The 17,272-nt window shown below is 68.8% G+C and carries 15 protein-coding genes; 3 read left to right on the plus strand and 12 right to left on the minus strand.

The window, feature by feature from the left end; all coding sequences use genetic code 11:
* Nucleotides 1–72: 72 nt before the first annotated feature.
* The 6 genes from OIE13_RS16890 to kdpF all read right to left on the minus strand — a co-directional run bounded on the left by OIE13_RS16890 (nt 73) and on the right by kdpF (nt 8,171).
* A complete protein-coding gene (locus tag OIE13_RS16890; protein ID WP_326638593.1) occupies nt 73–741 on the minus strand; it encodes a response regulator in 669 nt (222 codons plus the stop codon).
* A complete protein-coding gene (locus OIE13_RS16895) occupies nt 738–3,332 on the minus strand; it encodes a sensor histidine kinase (RefSeq protein ID WP_326638591.1) in 2,595 nt (864 codons plus the stop codon). Before OIE13_RS16895 ends, OIE13_RS16890 begins: the two co-directional genes overlap by 4 nt.
* A gap of 63 nt (nt 3,333–3,395) precedes the next feature.
* The gene (locus OIE13_RS16900; RefSeq protein ID WP_326830218.1) at nt 3,396–4,268 is read right to left on the minus strand and encodes a potassium-transporting ATPase subunit C; all 873 of its coding nucleotides are present in this window, start codon (nt 4,266–4,268) and stop codon (nt 3,396–3,398) included.
* Nucleotides 4,268–6,418, minus strand: coding sequence for a potassium-transporting ATPase subunit KdpB (gene kdpB, locus OIE13_RS16905; RefSeq protein WP_326638588.1), 2,151 nt, complete (start codon nt 6,416–6,418; stop codon nt 4,268–4,270). The genes OIE13_RS16900 and kdpB overlap by 1 nt, the downstream gene beginning before the upstream one ends.
* Nucleotides 6,419–6,420: 2 nt before the next feature.
* The gene (gene kdpA, locus OIE13_RS16910) at nt 6,421–8,082 is read right to left on the minus strand and encodes a potassium-transporting ATPase subunit KdpA (protein ID WP_326638585.1); all 1,662 of its coding nucleotides are present in this window, start codon (nt 8,080–8,082) and stop codon (nt 6,421–6,423) included.
* Entirely contained in the window at nt 8,082–8,171 is a 90-nt protein-coding gene (gene kdpF, locus OIE13_RS16915; protein ID WP_326638583.1) for a K(+)-transporting ATPase subunit F, read from the minus strand. Before kdpF ends, kdpA begins: the two co-directional genes overlap by 1 nt.
* Before the next feature lie 221 nt (nt 8,172–8,392).
* On the opposite strand from kdpF, the gene OIE13_RS16920 reads away from it, so the two are divergent.
* Nucleotides 8,393–8,527: a hypothetical protein gene (locus OIE13_RS16920; RefSeq protein WP_326638581.1), complete on the plus strand. Its 135-nt coding sequence runs from the start codon at nt 8,393–8,395 to the stop codon at nt 8,525–8,527.
* Nucleotides 8,528–8,647: 120 nt separating this feature from the next.
* Here the strand turns inward: OIE13_RS16920 and OIE13_RS16925 are convergent, their stop codons facing one another.
* The 6 genes from OIE13_RS16925 to OIE13_RS16950 all read right to left on the minus strand — a co-directional run bounded on the left by OIE13_RS16925 (nt 8,648) and on the right by OIE13_RS16950 (nt 14,096).
* The gene (locus tag OIE13_RS16925) at nt 8,648–9,289 is read right to left on the minus strand and encodes a TetR/AcrR family transcriptional regulator (RefSeq protein WP_326638579.1); all 642 of its coding nucleotides are present in this window, start codon (nt 9,287–9,289) and stop codon (nt 8,648–8,650) included.
* 106 nt (nt 9,290–9,395) lie between these two features.
* A complete protein-coding gene (locus OIE13_RS16930; protein ID WP_326638578.1) occupies nt 9,396–9,944 on the minus strand; it encodes a hypothetical protein in 549 nt (182 codons plus the stop codon).
* A gap of 203 nt (nt 9,945–10,147) precedes the next feature.
* Entirely contained in the window at nt 10,148–10,900 is a 753-nt protein-coding gene (locus OIE13_RS16935; RefSeq protein WP_326830219.1) for a lysophospholipid acyltransferase family protein, read from the minus strand.
* A 247-nt stretch (nt 10,901–11,147) separates the two neighbouring features.
* Entirely contained in the window at nt 11,148–11,510 is a 363-nt protein-coding gene (locus OIE13_RS16940) for a hypothetical protein (RefSeq protein WP_326638574.1), read from the minus strand.
* 538 nt (nt 11,511–12,048) lie between these two features.
* Complete coding sequence (locus tag OIE13_RS16945) at nt 12,049–13,323, minus strand: tyrosine-type recombinase/integrase (RefSeq protein WP_326830220.1); 1,275 nt, start codon at nt 13,321–13,323, stop codon at nt 12,049–12,051.
* Nucleotides 13,323–14,096: a helix-turn-helix domain-containing protein gene (locus OIE13_RS16950; RefSeq protein ID WP_326830221.1), complete on the minus strand. Its 774-nt coding sequence runs from the start codon at nt 14,094–14,096 to the stop codon at nt 13,323–13,325. The genes OIE13_RS16945 and OIE13_RS16950 overlap by 1 nt, the downstream gene beginning before the upstream one ends.
* Before the next feature lie 148 nt (nt 14,097–14,244).
* Between OIE13_RS16950 and OIE13_RS16955 the strand changes: the two genes are divergently transcribed.
* Complete coding sequence (locus OIE13_RS16955) at nt 14,245–14,433, plus strand: helix-turn-helix transcriptional regulator (RefSeq protein WP_326830222.1); 189 nt, start codon at nt 14,245–14,247, stop codon at nt 14,431–14,433.
* Nucleotides 14,434–14,560: 127 nt separating this feature from the next.
* Nucleotides 14,561–17,179, plus strand: a complete 2,619-nt coding sequence (locus OIE13_RS16960; protein WP_326830223.1) for a DUF3987 domain-containing protein — start codon at nt 14,561–14,563, stop codon at nt 17,177–17,179.
* Nucleotides 17,180–17,272 lie beyond the last annotated feature (93 nt).

A 17,272-nucleotide genomic window follows, 5' to 3' on the forward strand; every position in this document is an offset into this window, starting at 1 on the left:
ATCCTCGGGAGCACCGGGTGGCTCAGGCCGGCGCCGGCCCGGTACTCTCTTCCACCGGCGCTCTCAGCGCTCTCAGGACTGGAAGCGGTAGCCCATGCCTGGTTCGGTCAGCAGGTGGACCGGGTGGGCGGGATCGGGCTCCAGCTTCTTTCGCAGCTGGGCCATGTACTGGCGCAGGTAGTGGCTCTCCTTGACGTAATTGACGCCCCAGACCTCGGTCAGCAGCTGACGTTGGCTGATCAGCTTTCCGGGGTTGCGCAGCAGGATCTCCAGCAGCTGCCATTCGGTCGGCGTGAGCCGTACCTCGCCGGAGATGCTCTTGCGGGTCAGGTCGACCACGTGGTCACCGACCCGGATGCTGGCGAGTTCGGCCTCGTGGAACACGCTTCTCCGGGTCACCGCGCGGATGCGGGCGAGCAATTCATCGATGCCGAAGGGCTTGGTGACGTAGTCGTCGGCACCCGCGTCGAGCGCGTCCACCTTGTCCGCGCCACTCGCGCGGCCGGAGAGCACGACGATGGGGATCGAGGTCCAGCCGCGCAGTCCGTGGATGACGTCGATTCCGTCGATGTCGGGCAGGCCGAGGTCGAGGACGACCAGGTCCGGGTGCCAGTCGGCGGCCTCGCGCAGTGCCGACGCCCCATCGGTGGCCACCGCGACCTCGTAGCGGCGGGCGACCAGGTTGATCCGGAGCGCGCGCAGGATCTGCGGCTCGTCGTCGACGACGAGAATACGTGTCATACCTTCTCCCCGCTGTTCTCCACGATGACGGGTACGGCCTGCGGTTGTGCGGAGACGGGCAGTGTCAGGATCATCGTGAGACCTCCCCCTGGTGTCTCCTCCGGTAGCAAGGTGCCGCCCATCGCCTCCGCGAGTCCTCTGGAGAGTGCGAGGCCGAGGCCGACACCGGTGTGGTTGTCACGGTCGCCGAGGCGCTGGAAGGGCAGGAAGACCCGGTCGTGCGCCTCGGGCGGGATGCCGGGGCCTCGGTCGACGACCCGGATCTCCACGTGGTCGCCGTGTCGGCTGGCGGTGATGAGGACCTTCCGGCCGGGCGGGCTGTAGCGGACGGCGTTGGAGATGAGGTTGACCAGGATTCGTTCCAGCAGGGCCGGGTCGGCGACGATCTCCGGCAGGTCGACGGAGACGTCCCCCTCAACCTGGTCGCGCAGCGGCCCGAGATCGTCGACGGCCCTGGGCACGATCTCCTCCAGCGCGATCGCCTGGAGGGCCAGGCCGAGCACGCCCGCCTGCAGGCGGCTCATGTCGAGCAGGTTCGCGACGAGACGGTCGAGTTTGGCCAGGGACTCGTCGGCGGTGGCCAGCAGTTCGTCGCGGTCCTCGGGAGACCAGTCGATGTCGGTGTTGCGCAGGCTGTCGACCGCGGCCTTGGCCGAGGCGAGCGGTGTGCGCAGGTCGTGGCTGACGGCGGCGAGCAGTGCGGTGCGCATCCTGTCGGCCTCGGCCAGCGGCCTGGCCTGCCCGGCCTCCTCCTCCAGCCGGTTCTGCCGCAGGGCGACGGCGGCTTCGGCGGCGAAGGCCTCCAGCACCCGGCGGTCGGAGGCCTCCAGCAGCCTGCCTCGCACGGCGAGCACCAGCTGCTCGTCGATCGTCACGTCGGTGTCGGCTCCGGCGGGGCAGGTGCAGGGCGCCTCGCCCGCCGTGGCGATGATCCGCCAGCACTGCGGGTCCGACTGGTCGTCGGGGCCTGGCTCGCCGATCCGTTCGAGCAGGGTGACCGAGGTCAGGCCGAAGATCTCGCGCAACCGTCCCAGCAGTGAGTTGAGCGCGTGCTCTCCGCGCAACACGTGCCCGGCCAGCGTGGACAGTACCTCGGCGTCGGCCCGGGCCCGCGCCGCCTCCCGGGTACGGCGGGCGGCGACATCGACCACCGCGCTCACCATGACGGCCACCAGCACGTAGACCGCCAGCGCGAACAGGTTCTCCGGATCGGAGATGGTGAACCGGTCGACCGGTGGGGTGAAGAAGTAGTTGAGCAGCAGGAATCCGGCCACGGCCGCGGTGACCGCGGGCCACATGCCGCCGACGAGCGCCACCCCGACGACCAGCAGCAGGAAGAGCAGGATGTCGATCGGGAGGCTGACGGCGTCACGGTAGGGAAGAAGGGTCGCCGTCAGGAGGGGCAGTCCCAGCATCGCGAGGATCCAGCCGGTGACGCGGCGGGTACGGTTCAGCGCGGCCCGCGACGTCGTATGGCCGCGCCCCTTCTTCGCCTCGGGATGGGTGATCATGTGGACGTCGATCGAGCCGGAAAGCGCGGTGGTCGTGACCCCGACGCCCCGGGAGAAGATCTGCGCGAAGCGGCCTCTGCGGGAGGCGCCGAGCACCAGCTGGGTGGCGTTGACGCCGCGGGCGAAGTCGAGCAGCGCGCGCGGCACGTCGTCGCCGACGACCTGGTGGTAGGTGCCGCCCAGGCTCTCCACCAGCGTGCGTTGCCTGGCGAGGCTGGCCAGGTCCGCCCCGGCCAGCCCGTCGGAGCGGGTCACGTGGAGGGCCAGCAGGTCGGCGCCCTTGCTCCGGGCGGCGACTCTGGCCGCCCGCCGGACCAGAGTGTCCCCCTCGGGACCGCCGGTCAGCGCGACCACCACGCGCTCGCGCGCCTCCCAGGTCCCGGCGATGCCGTGCTCGGCGCGGTAGCGGTCGAGCTGCTCGTCGACCTTGCCCGCGACCCACAGCAGCGCCAGCTCCCGCAGGGCCGTCAGGTTGCCGACCCTGAAGTAGTTGGACAGCGCCGCGTCCACCTTCTCCGGGAGGTAGACGTTGCCGTGGGCCATCCTCCGGCGCAGTGCCTCCGGGGCCATGTCGACCAGTTCGACCTGGTCGGCCCGCCGTACGACCTCGTCGGGCACGGTCTCGCGCTGCGGCACTCCGGTGATCTGCTGGACGACGTCGTTGAGCGACTCCAGGTGCTGGATGTTGACCGTGGAGATGACGTCGATGCCCGCGTCGAGCATCTCCTCGATGTCCTGCCAGCGCTTGGCGTTGCGCGAGCCGGGCACGTTGGTGTGCGCCAGCTCGTCGATCAGCGCCACCCTGGGCCCGCGCGCGATGACCGCGTCCACGTCGAGTTCGGTGAAGGTGCTCTCCCGGTGGCTCATCGTTTTGCGGGGGATCACCTCCATTCCCTCGATCAGATTGGCGGTGCGGGGCCGGTCGTGGGTCTCCACGAGTCCCACGACCACGTCGGTGCCGCGCGCGAGGCGCCTCTGCCCCTCGCTGAGCATCGCGTAGGTCTTGCCGACCCCCGGGGCGGCCCCCAGGTAGACACGCAGGTGCCCACGGCCCCTGTTCAGCGCGTTCGCTGTGCTCATGGCGATCGTTCCTCATCGGGCGAGCGGGCCGCCCGTCCTCGTACGGCCCGCTCGCGGCGGCGGTCATCCCCCGTCGAGAGCGAGGTTGAGTTCCAGGACGTTGACCGCCGGTTCGCCCATGAAGCCGAGCGCGCGGCCGGTGGTGTTCTGCTGGATCAGGGCCTTGACCCTCGCCACGTCGAGACCGCGCTCCCCGGCCACCCGGGGGGCCTGCAGTTCGGCGTAGGCGAGTGAGATGTGCGGGTCCAGTCCGGAACCACTGGCGGTGACCGCGTCGGCGGGCACGACCGCTTTCGCCGGGCCGCGGACCGGGACCGTACGGCCCGCGGCCAGGTCCTCGCCCGGCTTGGCGCACTCCACCTTCACCCCCCGGTACTCGGCGGCGAACGGTGTGGCGGGGCAGGCCTGGTTGGCGCTGACCGCCCTGGTCGGGGTGCCGACGGCGGGAAAGACCTTCAGCACCGCGCCGACGCCGTCCGGCGTGCAGTACGGCCTGGCCCCGGAGACGCCCTCCAGTTCCCCGACCGCCTTGGACCGGGCGCAGACCTGGGTGAGCAGGCTCTGCCTGCCCTCGTCGGGGTTGCCCTCGTCGTCCTTGGCGCCGGGTATGGGAAGGACGTCCAGGACGTCTTCGGGGCCCAGGTTGCTCGCCGCGGTGGAGAGCGGGTCGTAGCCGTCCCCGGCCGCCGACGGGCGGCTCTGGAAGTACTTCCTGACCGGGTTGCCGTCCTTGTCGGTGAAGTTCTGGCCGATGAGGGCGCTGCCCACGGCCTTTCCGTCCTTCTGGACGATTGAGCCGTTGGCGTCGTTGTTGAAGACGGCCTGGGCGACCCCGGTGACCAGCAGCGGGTAGGCCGCCCCCAGGATCAGGGTCAACACGAGCAGTGCGCGTAGCGCGGCGAGATGCTGGCGCAGCCAGCTGGGCAGGCGTTCCATTACGACATCCCCGGAAGGAACTGGATGAGCAGGTCGATGAGCTTGATGCCGATGAACGGCACGATGATGCCGCCCAGACCATATACGTAGAGGTTGCGGCTGAGCAGTTTGGAGGCGCTGGAGGGCCGGTAGCGCACCCCGCGCAGCGCGAGCGGGATCAGCGCGACGATGATGATCGCGTTGAAGACGACCGCCGACAGGATCGCGGACTGGGGGCTGGCCAGCCGCATGATGTTGAGGGTGTCCAGGCCCGGGTAGACCGCGGCGAACATCGCGGGAATGATCGCGAAGTACTTGGCGATGTCGTTGGCGATGGAGAAGGTGGTCAGCGCGCCCCGGGTGATGAGCAGTTGCTTGCCGATCTCCACGATCTCGATGAGCTTGGTCGGGTTGGAGTCCAGGTCGACCATGTTGCCGGCTTCCTTGGCGGCCGAGGTGCCGGTGTTCATCGCCACCCCGACATCGGCCTGGGCCAGCGCGGGGGCGTCGTTGGTGCCGTCGCCGGTCATCGCGACCAGCCGCCCGCCCTGCTGCTCCTTCTTGATCAGGGCGAGTTTGTCCTCGGGGGTGGCCTCGGCCAGGAAGTCGTCCACGCCGGCCTCGTCGGCGATGGCCTTGGCGGTCAGCGGGTTGTCACCGGTGATCATGACGGTGCGGATGCCCATCCGGCGCATCTCGTCGAAGCGTTCGCGCATGCCCTGCTTGACGACGTCCTTGAGATGGATCACGCCCAGCACCCGCGCCGTGCCGTCGGCGATCTCGCCGACGACCAGCGGGGTGCCGCCGGAGCCGGAGATGGCGTCGACGATCGCGCCGACCCCGTCGGTCGGGTGGCCGCCGTGGTCGCGGACCCACTTCATCACCGCGGTCGCCGCGCCCTTGCGGACCTGGCGGCCGTCCACCCCGACCCCGGACATACGGGTCTGGGCGGTGAAGGGCACCCACTCGGCGTGGGTCAACTCGCCCGGCTGCCGCTCGCGCAGGCCGTAGGCCTGTTTGGCGTAGACCACGATCGAGCGCCCCTCCGGGGTCTCGTCGGCCAGGCTGGACAGCTGCGCGGCGGCGGCCAGTTCCTCGGTGGAGACGCCGTGCACCGGCACGAACTCCGACGCCTGCCGGTTGCCCAGCGTGATGGTGCCGGTCTTGTCCAGCAGCAGCGTGGACACGTCCCCCGCGGCCTCGACCGCGCGTCCGCTCATCGCCAGCACGTTGCGCTGCACCAGGCGGTCCATACCGGCGATGCCGATCGCCGACAGCAGCGCGCCGATCGTGGTCGGGATCAGGCAGACCAGCAGTGCCACCAGCACGATCCCGCTCACACCGTCGGCGGTCAGCGCGAGCGAGTCGGGAACGCCGGGGTTGTTCGCCTTGGAGAAGATCGCCAGCGGTTGCATGGTGGCGGTGGCGACCAGGAAGATGATCGTCAGGGCGGCCAGCAGGATGTTGAGCGCGATCTCGTTGGGCGTCTTCTGCCGGTTGGCGCCCTCGACCAGGGCGATCATCCGGTCGATGAAGCTCTCTCCCGGCTTCTGGGTGATCTGCACGATGATCCGGTCGCTCAGCACCTTGGTGCCGCCGGTCACCGCCGAGCGGTCACCGCCGGACTCGCGGATGACGGGCGCGGACTCGCCGGTGATCGCCGATTCGTCGACGCTGGCGATGCCCTCGACCACGTCGCCGTCGCCGGGGATGATCTCCCCGGCCTCGACGACCACGTGGTCGCCCTGCCTGAGCTCGGGCGCGCCCACGGTGTCCCATCGCGTCACGGCGGCGTCCGGCTTCCAGCCGGTGATCCGGCGGGCGGTGGTGTCGCGTTTGGCGGCGCGCAGGGTCGCGGCCTGGGCCTTGCCGCGGCCCTCGGCCACCGCCTCGGCCAGGTTGGCGAAGACCACGGTCAGCCACAGCCACACCACGGTGGCCCACGCGAAGAAAGACGGGTCGGTGAGAGCGAGCACGGTGGTGAACACCGCACCGACCTCCACGATGAACATCACCGGGTTACGCCACAGCGTGACCGGGTTGAGTTTGCGCAACGCGTCCGGCAGGGAGGTGATCAGCTGTTTGGGGTCGAGCAGGCCACCGCCGACCCGGCCGTCCTTCTTCTGCGGTACCGGAGTGTGACCGGGTGCTTGAAGCGTTGAGGTGGACATGTTCACTGGATTCCTTCTGCGAGCGGCCCGAGCGCCAGGGCGGGGAGGAAGGTCAGCGCGACCAGGATGACCGTCACGCCGACGACCATGCCGACGAACTGCGGCCGGTGCGTGGGCAGTGTGCCCGCCGACACCGGAACCGGAGCCTGCCGGGCCAGCGAGCCCGCCAGCGCCAGCACGAACACGATCGGCAGGAACCGGCCGAACGCCATGCACAGCCCCAGCGCGATGTCGTACCACGGGGTGTTGACGGTCAGTCCGCCGAACGCCGAGCCATTGTTGTTCGAGGCGCTGGTGAAGGCGTACAGCACCTCCGAGAACCCGTGCGGGCCGCTGTTGAGCATGCTCGCCCTCTGTTCCGCCGAGCCCATGGCGAAAGCCGTGCCCACCAGTACGAGGACCGGGGTGACCAGGAAGTACATCGAGGCGAGCTTGATCTCCCTGGCGCCGATCTTCTTGCCGAGATATTCGGGGGTGCGGCCGACCATCAGCCCGGCGACGAACACCGTGATCACCGCGAGCACCAGCATGCCGTACAGGCCCGCGCCCGCGCCGCCGGGCGCGACCTCGCCCAGCATCATGTTGAACATCGTGACCATGCCGCCGAGCGCGGTGAACGAGTCGTGGAAGGAGTTGACCGCGCCGGTGCTGGTCAGGGTGGTGGCGGCGGCGAAGGTGGCGGAGTTGGGCACGCCGAAGCGGACTTCCTTGCCTTCCATCGCGGCGCCGACGGCCTGCGGCACGGTGCCGTTGTGCGCGATTTCGAGGCCGGTCAGTACGGCGACGCTGGCGAGGGCGAGCGTCGCCATGATCGCGGCGATCGCGTAACCCTGCCGGTTGTCACCCACGATGCGGCCGAAGGTGCGGGGCAGCGCGAACGGGATCAGCAGGATCGCGAAGATCTCCACCCAGCTGGTCCAGCTCGTGGCGTTCTCGAACGGGTGGGCGGAGTTGGCGTTGTAGAACCCGCCGCCGTTGTTGCCCAGCTCCTTGATGATCTCCTGGCTGGCCACCGGGCCGCCGGTGACGGCCTGGGTGCCGCCGGTCAGCGTCGCCACCTCGTGCGGGGAGGCGAAGTTCTGCACCAGACCGCCCGCCACCAGCACCAGCGCGCCGACGAACGCGATCGGCAGCAGGATGCGGATCGAGCCGCGTACCAGGTCGACCCAGAAGTTTCCCAGCTCCTCGCTCTGCCGGCGGGCGAACCCGCGCACCAGCGTGATCGCCACCGCTATGCCGACCGCGGCCGAGACGAAGTTCTGCACCGCGAGGCCCGCCATCTGCACCAGGTGCCCCATGGTGGACTCACCCGAGTAGGCCTGCCAGTTGGTGTTGGTCACGAAGCTGACCGCGGTGTTCCAGGCGACGTGGTCGGTGACCGGCGACATTCCCAGCGACAGGAACAGCTTGTCCTGCAGGCGCTGCAGGCCGTACAGGAACAGGACGGAGATCACCGAGAACGCCAGCACGCTGCGGGCGTAGACGCTCCAGCGCTGTTCGACGTCCGGCCGCACCCCGGCCAGCCGGTAGATCACCCGCTCGACGGCGAGGTGCCTGGTGCCGCTGTAGACGCGGTACATGTAGTCGCCCAGCGGGCGGTAGGTGACCGCCAGGGCGACGACGAGGGAGACTATGAACAGAACCCCTGCCAGGGTTGATGACATTAGAAGCGCTCCGGGAACAGCAGGGCGACGATCATGAAGATCACCAGACCGACGACCACGATGAGACCAGTGGCATTGACGGCGCTCACAACCGTTCCACCGCCTTGACGACCAGCCCGAGGATCGCGAAAACCGCGATCGTCAGGGCGACGAAGATGACGTCAGCCATCCCCACTCCTCGAATCCGGAAAAGTTCCTGCCGTCAGATGAGCGGCACACAGGTAAGCAAAACGCCAATTTCCCCCCCTTATGGCACTTCTTGACGTGTTCCATACGGCGTAGCGGCGAGATTTGACGCCGCCCCTACACGATGACTTCAAAGATCTACGTCGCGGAGGCACTTGCCGCCGACGGCCTGGACGCCTACGGCGCGGCGACGGTCCGCTTCCACCGGAAGCCGGTCGAGTTGTCGGGCGACAAGACCGTGGTCGACGTGCTGAGCTGAGTCTCACCCCCCGGACCGCGTCCGGCTGCCGCCTCGGCGATCCTTCGGTGAGAGCGGGCGGCCCCGCGAGGAACCGGGCACGCGACGGCGCCCGTTTTCCCACACCGACCGGTCGGGACGTTACCGGCTGGAAGAAGCCCTGCTCGGCGACGAGGTCAGCCCCTCCAGAACCAGCTCGGAGAGCTGGTCGGCCACCTCGGAGACGGCCGGCAGGCCGTCGGGGCGATACCAGTCGTACGCCGAGGTCAGCATGCCAAGAACTCCGAAGCCGGCGATACGCGGCTGCAGGGACGGATTGAAGACCCCTTCCTCGACACCTTGACGGATCACCGACTCGTACATCGCGTCAAGCTCGTCGCGCTTTTTCTTTATCTCGGCGAAACGGTCCTCGGTAAGGAAACGACGCTCCAGAGTAAACACGGTGACATGGGCGCGGAACCGGTCGATGACCACCAATGACTCAAGGATGAGCTGCCGCAGCCGTTCCGTCGGGCCCTCGAACGACTCGAGAATGCGGCGGCAGTTCCGGAGCCGATCGTCGATGTATTCCTCTTGTATCTGCTGAAGGATCTCCTCCTTACCGGAGAAGTGATGGTACAAGGCCCCCTTGGTCAGGTTGGCCTCCTTCACGATGTCCTCGACGGACGTCGCGTGGTAACCACCGACCTCGAAAAGCTTCAGTGCACTTGCCAGCAACGCCCGCCGCGTCTCCGCGGGAGAATAGGTGCCCCGGGGGCCACCTCGTGATGCGGTACGTGCCATGGTTCTCGTCCCCCCTACCTAAAACGGTTTTCCAGTGGTCATCTGCCACACAGGGTAGGGCGTTCTCCGCCGGGCACCACGTCGGCCTTCAGGACGACGTATACACCTAGTAGGCGGCGACCATGCCGACGACGACACCGGCGAGCGAGACCGAGGTGAGAACGCAGCCGAGGACGACCGCGGCCCGCCTGCCACGTCGCACCCTGGAGACGTAGAGGAGCACGTACGGCAGGAAGGCGAACACTCCGGCACCGAGGAACGGCATGGTCAGCGCGGCCAGGATGCCCGAGGTACCGGTCGCGACGGCACGGTCGCCCTCGGGGGTGAGCTGTGCCCGCCTGACATCACCGGCCGTGGAGTCGGGCGAGGCGTCGACCGGGATCGCGGCGCCGCCGCCGTCGGGCGCGAAGCTGCCCTTGCAGTCGTAGCGGCCCCTGCCCAGTTCCTCGCACGAGATGACCGTGAGGGTGCCGGGGGTGCCGACGGAGCCGGTCGCGAGCTTGAGGCCGGAGACCGCGAACACGAAGGGCAGCACGCCCAGCCCCACCCAGAGGAGGAGCAGGATCGCCATGCCGACCCGCCCGGGCGCGCGACCGGGACCGGGGGCCGGCGCCGGCTGGAAGGCGTTCGCCATGTCCTCGAATGCGTTGCTCATGCGGACAGGGTGGGGTAGGCCGCTTGCGAATGACATGCTCGCGACTTGTAGAGGATGCTCATGGCTCGCGACCTTTTCCCGGCAGGCGATGACCTCGGCCCGGCGCGCACGGCATCCGGGTCCGCGAACCCGGCCCCGGTCGCGGTGCGCGCGTCATGACCCCGGTCGCGGTGCGCGCGTGCGTCATGACCCCGTGCGGGTTCTCATGACTCGCGCCGGGCCGCCCTGACCTCCGCCTCCTCGGCGTCGAGCTTGTCGGCCTCCTCTGGAGTGGGCGCGGTGCCGCCGAGGTGGCGGGGCTGCCACCAGACGCCCTGCGGGATCTCCGGGTAGCCCCGCTGTGCCTGGTCGAGCATCTCGCTCATACGCCCGCGCAGGTCGGCGGTGACGGCGTCGTAGTCGTCGCCGCGCTTGGGGTGCATGGGCTCGCCGACCCGGATCGTGATCGGCACGTGCCGCTGCAACAGCTTCTTGGGGTGGCCTTTCGTCCACAGCCGCTGGGTGCCCCACAGGGAGACCGGGATCATCGGCACCTTGGCGCCGACGGCCATCCGGACCGCGCCGTTCTTGATCTCCTTGATCGTGAAGGACCGGCTGATCGTGGCCTCGGCGAACACGCCGACGACCTCTCCGCCCCTGAGCGACTTCAGCGCCGCGCCGAACGCGGCGGCGCCCGCCCCGCGGTCGACCGGGATGTGGTGCATGCCGCGCATCAGCGGGCCGGAGATCCTGTGGTCGAAGACCTCCTTCTTCGCCATGAAGCGCACCAGGCGCCCCGAGGGGCGCGCGGCCAGACCGGCGAAGATGAAGTCGAGGTAGCTGATGTGGTTGCTGACCAGCACGGCTCCGCCGGTCCGCGGGATGCGTTCGGCCCCCTCGATGCGGATCTTGAGGTCCAGCGCGCGGAACAGGGTCAACGCCGCCCCGATGACCGGGGGGTACACGATCTCAGCCATGGCTGAACCGTACCTCAGCCACTCCCTCCTCCCAGCCCCCCTCTCGCGCCCGCGAGGAAGGGGGGTGAGAGGCTCGGTGTCCTCGGAACGCCTCCTCCGGCCACCACGAATCCCGCGCACGGCTCGCCGGGACTCCGTGCGGGTCGCGGCGAGCCGTGCGACCGGCTCCGCGTGCGGGGCCGGGGAGCCGTCGGCCCCGTGCGGGCCGTTCTCGGCGGCGGACCGTACGGGCATCCGCGACGCGGGGCTAGCGCGTGGCCAGCAGACCCTCCAGGAGTCCGAGGACCGCCGGGATCGGAGGGGGGGTGGTCCCGAACTCCACGTCGGTCCCGCTGACGGAGTCCATCACGGTGACCGAGTTGGGCGGCAGGCCCCAGCGCTCGCCGCCGTCGTGGCCGACGCCGACCTCGATGCCGGCGAAGGTGACGTACTCCCAGTTCTTGAGGTCCCTCCTGAGTGCCTCGTGACCGTGTGCGATCGCCCATTTGGCGACGGCCGCGAGGATGTCGCCGAGTGTGTTCTCGCGCTCCTTCAGGTCGCCGGACTGGAGTTCCTCGATCAGACGGTCCAGTTCGGCGCGCTGGGCGAGGAGTGCCTTGATATCGCTCATGGGGGGCCTTTCGGAGATGGTGAGGGTACGCGAACGGCGGCGGTGAACTCGTCGGAGCATCGTTCGAGCCGGGATCGGGCCGCCGCCCGGGCAGTCCCCCGCCGCGATCCGCGACCTGCCGAAGGCTCCACCGATCGCCGGAGAGGACATTGCCGTCATGCGTCACATAATGGTGCCGCACCCGCCTACTCGCCGTCGATCCACAAATATGCTCTTTAACAGTCCAGAAGCATTGAGGCAGCGTCACGCCCGGAGATCGGATCCGCCGCGACCGGTTCCCGGTCGCCCCAGGTGAGGGTGGTGGCCGGGCAGGGCGTGCCCTCCAGCGCCCCGCCGCACGGCCGGATACGCGTAGCCGTGATCAATTAACGGCTGCGCCGCCCGGCACGCCACGTTGGTGCAGTCGCATGTCGCCGACTCCTTGGCGGAGCGATCATGATCCAATGCCGTTCATGAGGCGTTCGCCGTTGCGCTCACCGGCCTACTTGTAGCGGAATTATGCGACCATCGCGTCTACCAGGGTCAATGCCCATAACGATCATCCGGAGGGCACAACCAGGGCACTCGACACATCCGCAGTGCCCTCGGCAAAGAAGGCGTCCATGGCCTTCCGGGCGCGGTCCGCAGCGTCCGGCATCAGGTGCGTGTACGTCCGGAGCGTGAAGCCCGGATCGCTGTGCCCGAGGTACTCGGCCACCGTCCGGATGTCGACCCCGGCGCCGAGCCAGGCCGATGCCGCGGTGTGCCGAAGCGCGTGGCACCCGTGCTCCCGGTACGGCTTGCGCCTCTCCCCCGCGACGGGCGCCGGGACGATGCCCGCGACCTCCAGGCCTAGACGCCACGTGTAGTTGAAGGTGTTGCGGTGCAGCGCGCCCCCGCGCGGGCCGGTGAAGAGCAGGGCGGCCGTGACAGGCTCGCCATCCGGCACCTTCCACGGAAGCGTCACCTCGACCGGCGGGTACGCGGCGATGTGCGCGCTGAGCCGAAGCGCAACCGACTCAGGCAGCGGCACCGTGCGGGTCTTGCCGCGCTTCGGCGGAGCGAACACGAGCTGGCCATCGATAATCCGCACCTGCCGGAGCACCTGAACCGCCCGGCCGAGGAAGTCGACGTCCCCCAGGGCGACGCCGAACAGCTCTCCCTGCCGGTGTGCGCACCCGGCACCGAGGTAGGCCATGGCCCGGTACGGAGACGGGAGCGCTTCACCCATAGCCTCGACCTGACCGAGCGTCCAGGGGACGACCTTCTTCGGCGCGCGCGCCGGCGGCCGTACCGACTTCGTGGCGCACGGATTCCGGCCGATAATCTGGTCGTCGATCGCGGCATTGAAGACGGCCGACACCGTGCCGACGATGAGCTTGATCGTGGACGGCTGAAGCCCTGCGCCCTCCATCTCCTTGACCCACGCCTGCACGAGGGATGGTCGCTTGGCGAGCATGCCCATGGTGTGCGCGCTGATGCTCTTGCCGAACACCCATTTGGACAGGCGGCTGTCGATCTGCGTCAGGGTGCCCTGGTCAGAGGTCAGGCCGTCTCGCCACTGCTTCGCGTACGCGGCGAGGGTGACCTGGCCGGCCTTCGGGTCGAGGTAGTCGCCCCGGTCGAGGCTCGCCTTGATCTGTGCGTCCTTGCTCTGCGCGTCGGGCAGCTTCTCGAAGTTGAGCTTCTGCGGCTCGCCCGCATCATCACGCCAGCGGACTTGCCACCGCTTGCCCTGGCCGTGCTCGGCGGTCGGCACCTTCGCCGGACGGCACTTGCACTTCTCCTCGCCCGGCCGAGGCCGGGACTTGTGCCACCGATCCGCGACCGCCATTACTCCCCCGTCTTCGACGCCCGGGTCCGCAGCTTCGCGAGATGCGCCCGAGTCTCCTCATCCGAGAGCTGTCGCCAGTTGTCCGAGACGACCATGCGGTTGTACTCCAGATCTCCGACGGTACAAAGCACGCGCTCCTTGCCATCGACCCGCTCGAACATCGCAGGCTGCTGCAAGAACTCCTGCATGAAATCGAGCACAGCCGGGATCGACATCCCACCGTTGACCGCCTCCTGGGCGACGCTGGACGCCTTGCTGAGGGCTTCGGCGTGTCGCGCCCAGTCCCGGGTCCGGTCGATCCGATGATGCGGCCGGCACTCTTCGTCCCACTCCCGGTGCCGCTTGTCCCAGTAGTCCGACCACGCCCCGAAGTCGTCTTCTTTCAGCCGGGCGCGCTCTTCGTCGTCCACTGTCGGGTCATCCTCTGGAGCGAGCGCAAGTTCGCCCGCGGCCCATGACCACAACCTGAATGCGCTCACAGGGTGGTCGATGCCCGCGATCTTCCCGGTTCCGCGAGCGGTCGGCGGGAGCAAGAGGGCCGACACGTTCACCCTGAGCACGAGCGCCAGGGCAACCAGGTCGTCCGCGTCCACACGCCGCTCGCCCTTCTCGATCCTCGACAGACCAAGGGTGGGGATGGGGCGGTTCACCTCCGCAAGTCGGTCGGCGAGCTTCTGGTAAGAGAGCCCGCGCGCTTCTCGGATCCGCTTCACGTTGGCGCGGAGCTGCTCACCCGTCACGTCGAGCGGGTTCTTCGATGTCTTCTCTGTCACCACCCCACGATGGCATCACTTTGATATGCCTGCAATACATCTCGAAAGTTCATCGAAGCGTATTGACATGACACGCCCCTCACCATCAGGGTTGATCGCATCTCCTATCGAAATGATAGGGGAATCAATCGAAAGCGAAGGGTCCCCGATGGCTGAGAAGTCTCTCGGCAAGCCTCCCGAGGTCGCCGCCTACCTTCAGGTGCCCGAGAGGACGCTGACTCAGTGGCGCTACCTCGGGACCGGCCCTCGCTGGTCCAAGGTCGGGCGGCACGTCAGGTACCGGTGGAGCGACATCGAGAAGTGGCTCGACCAGCAGGCGGCCCGGCGGTCCGCGTGAACCAGATCTCGCCGCCTGGCATGGCGAAGGGCGGCCCCCGCCACAGGAACCGCCCCACAAGATCAACGCTCACCAGCGCCATCACCACGGCCAAGGTAGCGCACCCCCCGGCCGCCCGGGAGGGCGTGTGACGCTCCACGTCCCCGACATCACCCCCGACCACGACACGGTCAGCGCCGCCCTGGCCTACATCGAAGCCGGATGGTACGTCCTACCGCTCAGCCCCGAGGGCAAGCACGCCGGGTCAGTCCTCGGCAAGGGGTGGCCGGACAAGACGTCCCGCGACCCCCAGACCGTCGTCGCGTGGTTCGCCGGATCCAACGACCTGCTCGCGCTCCACGTCGGCCGCTCCGGAGCGATCGCCTTCGACGTCGACAAGCCCGCCCTCATGCCCGCCGAACTACGCGCACTGGCGGGCGACGCCGCGTTCCAGTCGACTCGCGCCGACGAGGTCGAGCGCGGCCACTACCTGTATGCAGTGCCGCCCGGCCGCATGTTCGGCAACGGCGGGGGGCGCCTCGGCAGCAAATGGGGTGAGGTTCGCGGCAGGAACGGCATCATCGTCGTCTCCCCTTCGCTCCACCCGCACGGCGGTCGCTACGAATGGGCGCGCACCGGACCCCTGGCCACGCTGCCCGAAGAACTCGCCGCCCTGCTGCCCGATGGGTCCCCGGGGGAAGGGGCCGTCACCGACGCCGAGGTGCGCGCCTTCCTCGACAAGCACGACGCGTTCTCTCGCCCCGAGCTGCTGACCGAGCGCATGGACCGAATCGCCAAGCAGGTACAGGAAGGCGCGGCCCGGCACGTCTCGACCCTCAGGGAAACCGTGCTCGCCTTCAAGGAAGCCGCCGCCGGCTACTACCCGGCCGGTGACGCCTACAGCGAGATTCAGACCCTGTTCGAGCACCTCGCCACACGACAGCACCCCCGGGACCCGACCGGCCACATCCGCACCGCACAGCAGGCCCGCGCCGAGTTCCACGGCATCGCCGCGTGGGCGGTCGGACAGGCCAGCAGGCCGGAAGCCGTAGCCGAAGCACGCACATGGGTGGAGACGAACCGTCCCCAGATCCCGCCGTTCGTCTACAACCCACAGCCGGACGCCACCCCCGCGCCGCCGGATCGCGACCCCCGAGACCCGAGCGACCTCATCGCCCCCGCGCCGACGCCCACCGTGGCCCAGGCACTCCCCACCGTCGACGACGTCACTGACGAGCACATCCTCAGCGGGCTGTACGCCGACGCCTCCACAGCGCGGGCGCATTTCATCGAGGCCGTCGGCGAGCTGGACGGCAACGACCCCAAGCCACCGCCCCTGAACGTCTCCACGATGCTCCCCGCCCGGATGCGGACCTTCGTCCAGAACGTCGCTGAGCACCTCCAGGTCCCCGCGGAAGCCCCCGCCCTCGTCGCGATCAGCGTGCTGTCGACCGCGACCGGCGGTCGGGTTGTCGTCGACGGCCGCAACGGATGGACGCAATCCGCCCAGGTGTGGACCACGACCACCATGCACTCCGGCGAACGCAAGACCGACGTCGTACGCCTCGCAGCGGCCCCGCTACGCCAGATCGAACGCCGCCTGATCGCCGAGCACCTCGACAAGGTCAAGAACGCTCAGAAGCTCAGGGGAGAGCTCATGGGCGCCGAGAAGGACCTGAAGAAAGACCTGAAGGGCGCGAAAGGATCCGAACGGGAGCAGGTCGAGCAGGATCTCGACGACGTCCGTAAGGCGCTGGAAGATCTCCCCGACGAAACCCGCCCGATGCCCGCGCTCCTTGTCGAAGACATCACCGTCGAAGCTCTTTCCCAGCGCCTCGACGAGAACGGCCAGGCCCTCGGAGTCATCTCCGACGAGGGCGGTCTGTTCTCCCTCATCTCCGGCCGGTACAGCAAGGACAAGGCCCCCAACCTGGACTTGTACCTCAAGAGCTACGACCAGAGCCCCGTCAGAGTGGACCGCGTCCAGCGCGGCTCCATCATGCTCACCCGGCCGTCCCTGGCCATCGGTCTGCTGGTTCAACCTCATGTGCTCGACAAGGCCGCCAGCATCGACGGCGCTATGGAGCGCGGCCTGATGGGGCGATTCTGGTTCGCCGTCCCCGAGTCCACCATGGGCAAGCGGCTCATCGACACGCCCGCCCTGCACTCGACCATCGCCGACGACTGGAACACCACCGTCACCTACGCCTACAACCTGCGCACCACCCAGGAAGACGTTCAGCATGTCGTCGGCATCGATGACGGCGCCCACCAGCTGCTCCGCGGACTTCGGATGCACCTGGAACCGCACCTGGAACCCATCGTCGGCCGCTACGCCCACATGACCGACTGGGCCGGGAAGCTGGCCGGCAAGGTGCTCCGCCTCGCCGTCATCTTCCACCTGGCCGACGGACACGCGATCACCCGGCCCATCGACGAAGTGACGATGAACCAGGCCATCGCCTTCGGCCTGTGGGCCCTGAAACACGCCGAGCATGTCTACGCCGCATGGCGCTCCAACACGGAGACGACGGCGCCCGGGGTGGCGTGGGTCCTGGGATGGCTGGAGCGCACCGGCCGGGAAGAGTTCACCGTGCGCGACGCCCAACAGGCCGCGAAGCGCGCCACGTCCTGGTACTCCAAGGAAGCTCTCCATGCCGCCCTATGCGAGCTCGTCAGGGCCCGGCTGCTCTCCAGTCACGCGCGCCTCGACGGTGCGGGCAGGCGGCAGAAGACCGGCGCGTTCATCGTCCGGAGTGACCGGTGAAGCGCGGCGCGGTGCTGGGGACCCTGATGTCCCCAGCATGTCCCCAGGTCCCCAACGTGACCCCTCGATGCTGGGGACCTGGGGACATGTGGG

The organism is Streptosporangium sp. NBC_01810, assembly GCF_035917355.1.
In the GTDB taxonomy this organism is placed as follows: domain Bacteria; phylum Actinomycetota; class Actinomycetes; order Streptosporangiales; family Streptosporangiaceae; genus Streptosporangium.